The 8874-nt window shown below is 63.8% G+C and carries 10 protein-coding genes; 1 reads left to right on the top strand and 9 read right to left on the bottom strand.

Features of this window, described 5'->3' with window-relative positions; all coding sequences use genetic code 11:
- Positions 1-103: 103 nt before the first annotated feature.
- The 4 genes from ACT6S0_RS24575 to ACT6S0_RS24590 all read right to left on the bottom strand — a co-directional run bounded on the left by ACT6S0_RS24575 (position 104) and on the right by ACT6S0_RS24590 (position 4415).
- Complete coding sequence (locus ACT6S0_RS24575; protein WP_444766388.1) at positions 104-1246, bottom strand: MFS transporter; 1143 nt, start codon at positions 1244-1246, stop codon at positions 104-106.
- Between the two features lie 88 nt (positions 1247-1334).
- A complete protein-coding gene (locus ACT6S0_RS24580; RefSeq protein WP_444766389.1) occupies positions 1335-1616 on the bottom strand; it encodes an acyl carrier protein in 282 nt (93 codons plus the stop codon).
- Positions 1613-2596: an acyl-CoA desaturase gene (locus tag ACT6S0_RS24585; protein ID WP_444766390.1), complete on the bottom strand. Its 984-nt coding sequence runs from the start codon at positions 2594-2596 to the stop codon at positions 1613-1615. Before ACT6S0_RS24585 ends, ACT6S0_RS24580 begins: the two co-directional genes overlap by 4 nt.
- Before the next feature lie 4 nt (positions 2597-2600).
- Positions 2601-4415 (bottom strand): fatty acyl-AMP ligase, encoded by a 1815-nt coding sequence (locus ACT6S0_RS24590; RefSeq protein ID WP_444766391.1) that lies wholly within the window; start codon positions 4413-4415, stop codon positions 2601-2603.
- Between the two features lie 168 nt (positions 4416-4583).
- On the opposite strand from ACT6S0_RS24590, the gene ACT6S0_RS24595 reads away from it, so the two are divergent.
- Positions 4584-5462 carry a LysR substrate-binding domain-containing protein gene (locus tag ACT6S0_RS24595; protein ID WP_444766392.1) on the top strand — a complete coding sequence of 293 codons (879 nt, stop codon included), beginning with the start codon at positions 4584-4586 and terminating at the stop codon, positions 5460-5462.
- A gap of 25 nt (positions 5463-5487) precedes the next feature.
- Here ACT6S0_RS24595 and ACT6S0_RS24600 read toward each other — a convergent pair whose 3' ends face one another.
- The 5 genes from ACT6S0_RS24600 to ACT6S0_RS24620 all read right to left on the bottom strand — a co-directional run.
- Positions 5488-5772, bottom strand: coding sequence for a DUF6506 family protein (locus ACT6S0_RS24600; RefSeq protein ID WP_444766393.1), 285 nt, complete (start codon positions 5770-5772; stop codon positions 5488-5490).
- A 303-nt stretch (positions 5773-6075) separates the two neighbouring features.
- Entirely contained in the window at positions 6076-6483 is a 408-nt protein-coding gene (locus ACT6S0_RS24605; protein ID WP_444766394.1) for a YkvA family protein, read from the bottom strand.
- 46 nt (positions 6484-6529) lie between these two features.
- Entirely contained in the window at positions 6530-7081 is a 552-nt protein-coding gene (locus ACT6S0_RS24610) for a hypothetical protein (RefSeq protein ID WP_444766395.1), read from the bottom strand.
- 100 nt (positions 7082-7181) lie between these two features.
- A complete protein-coding gene (locus ACT6S0_RS24615; RefSeq protein WP_444766396.1) occupies positions 7182-7649 on the bottom strand; it encodes a L,D-transpeptidase Cds6 family protein in 468 nt (155 codons plus the stop codon).
- Positions 7650-7749: 100 nt separating this feature from the next.
- Positions 7750-8874: MFS transporter (locus ACT6S0_RS24620; RefSeq protein WP_444766397.1), on the bottom strand; the 1125-nt coding region annotated here is incomplete at its 5' end.

Here is an 8874-nt window from a genome sequence, read left to right on the forward strand (position 1 = left end):
CCGACGAAGGCGAGGCCCGCCGCCGTCAGGTTTCGCATGGCGGCCAGACCCGAGGGGCCTGCGCCAATGACCGCAACGTCGGGTTGTGACTCGTGTACAGCTTTCATGAACGTTGTTCTCCGCGGGCAGCCACCATCCATAAGGCGATGCATTGGGCTGCGGCGCCGGCCAGGGGAATGAAAAGCAAGGGGCCGTTCGTCGAGAGCAAACCTCCCGCCGCGGCCCCCACGGCCATGCCGAGGTAGGTGGCCATGGTGTTGAGCGCAATCACTTGCACGGCGTGGGGCGGGCTCAGTGAAACAAGACGGGAGGCTTGCGGTGGCGTGCATGCCCAGCCGGACGCGGCGAAGACAGCGACAGCAACGGGAAAGAGCCAGGCGCCCCAGGGTGGGCCGCTGAAAACGGCCAAGCCCATCAGGAGCAACGAGGCGAGATGCGTGCAAAGAAAATACTGCAACGCGCGTACCGGTGTCTTGAGGAAATCGCTGAGCCTTCCACCGATGAGGTTTCCAGCGATGGCCGCTGCGCCATAGATCAACAGGACGAAGCCCGCCTTGTCCGGCGACCAACCGGTCGCCGACAGGCTGATCGGAACGATGAACGTGTACGTGGCAATGCCGCCGGCCATCCATACGAAGCAACTGACAAGAGCCCAGATCACATCGCTGTTTCGAAGCGGCGAGAGACGCTCTTTCAGCGAGAGATTCCTGGACTGGAAGCTGGCTGGCATCACCCACCAGAGAGTCGCGGTAGCGGTCGCAGCCAGCGCCGCGATAAGGACGAAAGTCATCCGCCATGAACTCGCGCTAGCGAGCATCGCGCCCAAGGGGACGGCAGTGACGAGGGCGACCGTCAATCCTCCCAGGACAAAGCTGCTGGCCTGTCCACGTTTCTCGGGGGGCAGAAGGTTGATCGCGGCGGCGACGGCGGCAGGTGAATAGGCTGCAGCACTCATTGCGGCGACCAGGCGCCACAGCAGGAGCCAGGCGTAGTGCTCCGACAGGGCCGCGGCAAGATTGGCGGCGGCGAAGACGCCCATCGATGCGACGAGGATCGTCCGGAGAGATTTCCCGCCGAGCACGGCACCCAGAATCGGTGCGCTTATCGCGTAGGTGAACGCGAATGCCGATACGAGAAGGCCTGCCTGGGACAGCGGCACCTGCAGCCCTGTCGCAAGATCTGGAAGGATGCCTGCGATCACGAATCCATCGGCGCCGATCGCGAACATCCCCAGCGCCAGCAACACTACCGATCCCGGCACGCTCAGGCCGGGTCGCTGCGGCGCTGCAACTGTCTCTGCGGGTCTCATTTGCGTACCGGGAGTTTCTGGTGGTTCACTGCACCGCCGCCGGACTGCTGCAGGACGACACGTGCGCCACGAGAAGTTCGATGGTGTTGAACTCGAAGAGTGCAGTCGGATCGACGGGGATCCGGAACTCCTGTTCCAGCTCCGCCGTGATCTCGACGGCCTGCACGGAGTCGATGCCGAACTCCTCGAACGGGATGCCGGGATGCAATTCGGTATCCGGGATGTCGCATCGCTTGCTGATGTAGTTGACCAACCAGGTCTTGAGCGCACCGGGATCGACCTGTGCGCCTGCTTCTTGCTGCTTCATGCTTCTTTCTCTCCTGATTCGTACTGGACCGAGTACCGTTGCTTTGCTTCGAGGATCTGCTCTCGCGTGGGTCTGCGAACATCCCAGACAAGTCCCAGGCGTTCGAGGACGCGGATGACGAGAGCTGAAATGTCTGGCTGCCACCAGTGCAGCGAAACGCTGGCAGAGGCAGGAAATTCGTGATGGTTGTTGTGCAGCGAAAGTCCGAGGGTCGGGATCGCGAGCAGCAGGTTGTTGCGGCTGTTGTCGGCGCGGCGAAAAGGCCGTGTGCCAACCAGATGCCCGAATGAGTTGGTGATGTAGTACATCTGATTGGCCACGAAGATTCGCAGCAACCCACCCCAAAGAAGTCCCGAGAGAAATCCTTGCCACGACTGGTACCAGGCAGCGCCGACGAGCGCGGGAATGAGGACGCCCAGAATTCCCCACTTGGCATAGCTCACATGCAGCCTGAACAGGTCGGGGCGGCGGAACATGTCGGGCGTCATCCGTTCCCAGCCCTTGGGCTTGAGCGAGTTCGGGTTGAACATCCATCCGATGTACGCGTGCATGAATTGGGCGAAGCGACGACCGCGGGAACTGCCCGCCGGAGCAACGGGACTGTGCGGATCGCTGGGTTCGTCCGTATTTCCGTGATGACGCCTGTGGGTCGCGGTCCAGAGAATCACGCCTCCCTGGAAACTCATCGATCCCAGGATGCCCAGGAGCATTTCCATCGACTTCGATGTCTTGAAGGACTTGTGAGCGAAGTACCGATGAAAGCCGACCTCGAGGCCGACCATCGCCAGGAAGTAGCACACCGCGAAAAGCACGATGTCGAAGAGATGGACCGGCATCCCGAATGCAAGAGTCGAGGCGAGCAGAAAAACGGTTCCCAGCAGCGGCACGATGTTGGCCGTCAGTGCCAGGATCAGATCCCGCCTGCTGGTGCGCGCGCGTTGTCTCAGGAGCGCCTGGTTTGGAGCATTTGGAGTAAGCATGTGTCTAGCCTTCGACGGCAATTGCTTGAGATTCGCTTGATTCGGTGTGGCTGTTCTGGCTTGAAGGCCGGGTCCACCGCGCCCAGACCTCCATCTCCTGCTGCTCCAGCAACTTGCGTGTGAGGCGTCGCTGAACCTTTCCGCTGGAGGTCTTCAGCGTTCTTCCTGGCGCGACGATGACAACGGTGAAGGGAAAGAGCTGGGACTGCTTGCCGACAGCCTTGCGGATGTCCGCAAGCAATGCGTCCGGGTCCGATTTGCGCGCGGTACGCTCGATCTCGGCGACCACGGCAATCTCGCCCTGATCGCCGAGATTGAATGCAACGGTGCATGACGGCCTGACTTCGGCGACGGCCGCTTCGACGGCACGCTCGATGTCCTGGGGGTAGTACTTCTTGCCCCTGACGATGATCGTGTCCTTGATGCGGCCCGTGACGAACAGCTCTTCATCCACGAGAAACCCGAGATCGCCCGTACGCAGAAAGGGACCCGTTCCGGACTCCGTATGCGCATCGAAAACCTCGCGGGTCTGCGCTTCCCGTTGCCAGTACCCTTTGGCAATGCTCGGACCGCTGACCCAGATCTCGCCTTCTTCGCCGTCCTCGAGTTCCCGGAGGCTCTCGGGATCGACGATGCGGATCTCCTGTTGAGCGAGGGTGCGGCCACATCCGACCCTGATTCGCTGCTCGGGAAGCGATGCCGACGTCTCGGGCGACGTCGCGACGTTCCAGTGCACCATCCGCTTGTTGGCGATGTTCAGGAGGACGGGCGCAGATGCGGCGTCTCCGCCCGAGGAGAACAGGGTGCCTTCGGCCAGACCGTAGCAGGGGTAGAGCATCTCGGGCACGAATCCTGCCGCGGAGAAGCTCTCGCAGAATCGCTTCAAGGTCGCGACCTGTATGGGTTCGGCGCCGCTGTACATGATGCGAAGGGTCTTGAGTGACAGCGTCTCAGGTACCGGGTCGCGGGCATTGGCAACCAGGTCGAAGGCGAAGTTCGGCCCACCTGACAACGTTGCCTTGTACTCGGAGATCGCGTTCAGCCATCGCATGGGGCGCTGAATGAACGAGAAGGGCGACATGAGGACCGCATGGAATCCCACGAACAGAGGTTCGAGGATCGCGGAGATCAAGCCCATGTCGTGATACGGAGGGAGCCAGCTCACCATCACGGTTTCGCGCGTGCTGCCGAACTTGTCGCGGATCTCGCCCAGGTTGTGAATCAGATTCGAATGGGTGACCATGACCCCCTTCGGGTCACCGGTCGAGCCGGAGGTGTATTGAAGGAAGGCCAGTTCCGTGGGAACAGCTTGCAGCAAACGGAGCGTCGACTGACTCGGTTCCGGGCAGATCGCTTCGGAAATGATCTGATGCTCCCCGAGGGAGGGAAAACTCGATGAACGGCTTTCCTGGAGCTTCGCCAGGTCTGCCGCGTGCGTCAGGATGATCGACGCGCTGCAATCCGAGATGACCGCACCGAGTCGATCACGGTGCTGGTTGTTCTTGACCGGATATGCCGGAACTGCGGCAAGGCCGGCCCACAGGCAACTGTAGAAGGCAACTATGTAGTCGATGCCGGGGGGATAGAGAAGAATTGCGCGGTCGCCCGGCGCTGCCACTCGCTGCAGGCGGGCCGAGAACGAGATGACGCGATCCAGCAGTTCCCCGTAGGTGATTTGCTGGTGCGAACTCTTGTCGTCAGGGTCATGCAGGAAGGTATAGGCAACCAGGTTGCGGTCGTTCTCTCCTCTCAAGCTGACGTAGTCACAGATCGATCGAAATCCGTTGCCGCAGTCGGCGGCATAGCTTCCCAACTTCACGCGAAAACTCCTCCCGGATCATTCCAACTCAAGCCAGTCCCTGGGGCTGGTGCACCGGGGTGTACGACTCGGCTTTTCAACTGAGTAGATTTGTTTCGGGTGATTCTTTTCGTAAGGGATAAGATTGTCTATGTCTGTTTTTGCATCCTGTGAGACATAAAAGGTCTGATGATCGAGCTTCAAAAACTCCACTATTTCGTCGCCGTTGCAGAGACGCTGAACGTCGGAAAAGCGGCAACGCTGCTGCATATTTCCCAGTCGCCGTTGAGCCGTCAGATCATTGCTCTGGAAGAGCGCCTGGGGACGGCACTCTTCTCACGAGAGCGGAAGCGGCTTCAGCTGACGGATGCGGGTCGGCAGTTCCTCGATGAAGCGAAGGCACTGATAGAACACGCGCAGCAACTGGAAGATCGGGTCCGGGATGAGGCCGAGGGAAGGACAGGTTCCTTGACGCTTGGTTTCGTGGAGGGCGCCATTCACGTGGGAGCGCTGCAGACGGCCATCAAGCGTTTCCTGAAGGTCGCTCCGAATGCCAGGATCGAACTGAAGAACCTTCGCTCGAGACAGCAGTTCGAAGCGCTGCAGTTCGGCGGGATCGATGTCGGGTTCACGTACTCGCCGCCCTTGCGCAACAGTCTGCTTGTCGCGGAGCAGATCGCGGATGAAGGGTTTGCCGTTGCGATGCCCAGGAATCATCCGCTCGCCAAAGGGCGCTTCGATCCGCGCAAGCTGGACGGCGAGGCATTCATCGCCCTTCCCGAGAAAGACTCCCCCGAGGCGCGACAGAGCCTGATGGGGGCGTGCGCAAGCGCAGGCTTCATCCCGAGCGTTCGATTCGAGGCGGCGGAGCCGTCCGTTGTGCTCGGACTCGTGGATGCAGGGGTTGGGTTGGCGATCGTTCAGGAAAGCCTGGGCAAGGCGCCAAGCAGGGGAATCGTGCTGCGCCCCTTGCCTTCGACATTCCCCATGAGGGCCAGGATATTCAGGGTCACAAGAAAGACCTTGCGACCCCTTGCCGCGAGATTTCTCGGCAGCCAGAAGACCTGAGCTGCTGCCGCAGGATCGTCCCGCCTCAGGAGAACAAGCGGTGCATGGAGTCGATCGACTCCGGTCCATACGCGACCACGCCGACGGGCACGGCGTAGTCGATGGCCTCGATGATCTTGCCCGCCCACACGGGGCTGAATCCGCCGCACAGCTCGATGAGCTGCACGCCTTCCCGAACCATCTCTTGTGCGACCTCGATGCCCTCGGAGGCCGTCGCGACCCCCACCACCTTCATCTGAAACTTGTCTGTTCCCTGATGCTGGACAAATCGGTCTCCGGTCACGATGAATCCGAACTTGGTGAGGGCCATGAGCTTGTTCTCCGTTTATGCGTTGGATGAGCGCGTTGAAGCAAGCGACGTCTTGGGCTGTTGCTTGCTTCCAATTCAGCCTACCACCGGACCGGGCTTCTCGTCTGCAAGATTCGCGACTGACAGCTCGAGGTGTTCAATGCGCGGCACGGAATACCGTGCAAGAACCGATGTCGGGCCACCAGCGTCGACTGCCTTTCACTCAAGCTGCTTCGATGAACGAGTTCTGACGGCTGCAGCAGCTGGTCAAGGCTCTCGCGCAGCGATTCGGCGCGCTCCGCGCTGGCTATATTCTCGATGTGCTCAGCGCGCCCACAGGTACCAGGCCCCGGCGGCGGCCGCGATCCACACGGCCACGACCAGCGCGGTGCCCCAGCGGCTGGTCGGTCTGGAGCCGGAACTCCGCAGCCAGGCATCGGCCTGCGCCCGGCATTCGGCGAGGACGGATGTTGGAATCAACCGAATCGTCAGCCAGATCAGCCCCGGCAGCAGCAGCACGTCGTCGACGTAGCCCAGGACCGGAATGAAGTCGGGGATGAGGTCGATCGGGCTGAGAGCGTAGGCGACCACGAATGCTCCCAGTGCCTTGGCATGCCATGGCGTGGACGGATGCCTGCCGGCGAACCAGAGAGTGACGCCGTCGCGCTTGAGGCGCCTGGCCCAATTGCGAAGGCGTTCGGACAAAGGGGTTGCGGGAGGCCGGGCGTTCATCCGGTGATGGTGTCACAGGCCCGGCCGGGCGCTTTCTCTTTCTTCTTCAATGAACGATCTCGGCCGGCGGCAGCAGCCGGTCGATGCGCTCGCGCAGCGATTCGGCGCGTTCGGGGCCGGCCGTCTTTTCGATCTCGGTGAGCATCAGCGCGGCGATGGTCAGCATCGCCTGACGATCGCGGGCCTCGCGCAGGGCGTCGCGCATCTGCAGCGCGAACTTGGGGTCGCGCCGCACGAACATGCGTTCGCAGATGTCGAACAGGAACATGCGCGTGGTCGCCAGCGAGCGTTTGCCGTCGAAGGTGTCGGCCGAGGTGGCGACGCTGATCGGCTCGGCGGCGGGAATGGGCGCGGGGGCGGAGGGAGCTGCAGCAGCGGGCGGCGTTGCGGATGCAGCTTTCAGGGGCTGCAGATAACCCTTGTCGATCAGCCCCTGGATCGCGAGCTCGGCCTCACCCCGGTTGGCAAAGAGCGGACTGAAGTCGGTCAGGGAGCGCCGGCCGTCGGCCATCAGGAGCAGGGCGCGTTCGCGCTGGCTGAGCGTGCGCTGTCCGCCCTGGAGTTCGTCGCGCGCCTTGTCGGTCTTGGTGGGAAACATGGCAGCCACAGCTTTCGGGAATCGAGGGCTGCAGCATCGTTGCAAGTGGTGACATCTCTGTGAACCGTTTGCCTTACAGGGGCAATTCCTTCGGCGGTTCTCAGCCTGCGCTTTCCTTGCGTATGAGCCACCGGTTGCCCACGCGCTGCAGCTCCAGTGTCTTGCGGCCTTTTTCGCGCAGCTTGTCCGCGCTGTAGCTCTGCTGGAAGGTGGCGGTGGCCGACTGCCCCTGAACGCTGATGACAAGGCTGTCGATGCCCACGTTGATGACGGCCTTGTCCTCGATGCGCGCGCGGCGGTCTGCCTCCCAGGCCTTGCGGTCCTGGCCGCGCAGTGGCGCGAAGTCGGGTGCATAGGCGGCCAGGTAGCGCGCCACGTCCCGCGCGGACCAGGCCACGGCCCATGCGCGCACCGCGGCTTCGACTTCGCGGATGCCGGCTGCGGGATCGGCCGGTGCGGCTGCCACCGATGCAGGGGCTACCGGTGCGACGGGCGCTGCGGGCGGGGCGCCGAAGGCCGCCGGTGCCAGCAATGCGCCGCCCAGCAGGCAGCTCAGGAATCGATTCATGGCGCAGTCCCCTCCTTATCGGTTGTCGGCCCTTGGCCCTTTGCCCGATTCTGGCAGCGAACATGCGACGGGCCGGTCAGGCCCCTGGAACCGCCAGGGTTCAGGCGGCGGCCCCTTCGGCTTCGGCCGGCACGGCCTGCACTGTGCGGTTGCGCAGCCGCAGCGCCATCACTGCTGCAGCGCACAACACGCACAGCACCGCCGTCAGCGTGACGCCGAGCCCGCGCGCGTCCGACAGCATGCCGAATAGCGGCGACACCAGCCCGCCTACCGACAGCGCCAATCCGAGCGCGATGCCGCTCGCCGTTGCCGGGTTGCGCGGCAGATAGTCTTGCGCCAAGGTCACCTGCGCGGCGAAGGGCAGGAACATGCACATGCCGAGCAGCGCGGTGCAGGCGAGCGCCCAGCCGGCGGTCGGCGCGAGCACGAGACCCGCGAGCGACGGCAGCGCGAGCAGATAGCCGGCGCGGATCGTGCCCATGCGCCCGATGCGGTCGCCCAGCCAGCCGCCAAGCAGGGTGCCCACCGCGCCTGCCGCAGTGAACGCGGTGAGCGCCGCCGCACCCTGGAAGGCCGAGCCGTGCAGGTCGCGCGTGATGCGCAGCGACAGCATCGACAGCACCGTGACGTACGGGATCGACCAGCCCACGATGGTCGCCACCAGCAGCCCGAAGGCGCGCCAGTCGTTGTGCGGCTTCAGCACCTGGGCGCCAGGCTTCGGGCCGGACGCGGCCGCCGCGCCCGAGGCCGCGCTACGCCGGGCGTTTGTGATGAACCACAGCGCGCCCATCGCCAGCGCCGGCAGGCCTAGCAGATAGCTGCGCGACAGGCTCCCGGCGCCGACCGCCGTGGCGGCCAGCACCGGCGCGAACGAGGCGCCGATGGTGCCGCCCACCGAGAACACGCTCATCGCCTTCTGCGAGGCACCGCCGGCCGCGCGCGCCGCCACGGTGGCCGGCGGGTGGTAGGCCGCGATGCCCAGCCCGCACAGCACCATGGCGATCCAGGTCAGCAGGTAGCTCTGGCTGAGGCCCGCGAGCACCACGCCCAGCGCGGCCACGAGGAAGCCGGTGGGCACCAGCCAGCTGCGCGGGTGGCGGTCGGCATACAGGCCGAACAGCGGCTGCACCACGCTCGACAGGCCGGTGGCCGCCAGCATCAGGCCGCTGACGGCCGTGTAGCTGTAGCCGCGCTCCAGCACCATGAAGGGCAGCAGGGCGGGCAC

The sequence above is a fragment of the Roseateles sp. genome (assembly GCF_052436255.1).
Classification (GTDB): Bacteria; Pseudomonadota; Gammaproteobacteria; order Burkholderiales; family Burkholderiaceae_C; genus Pelomonas.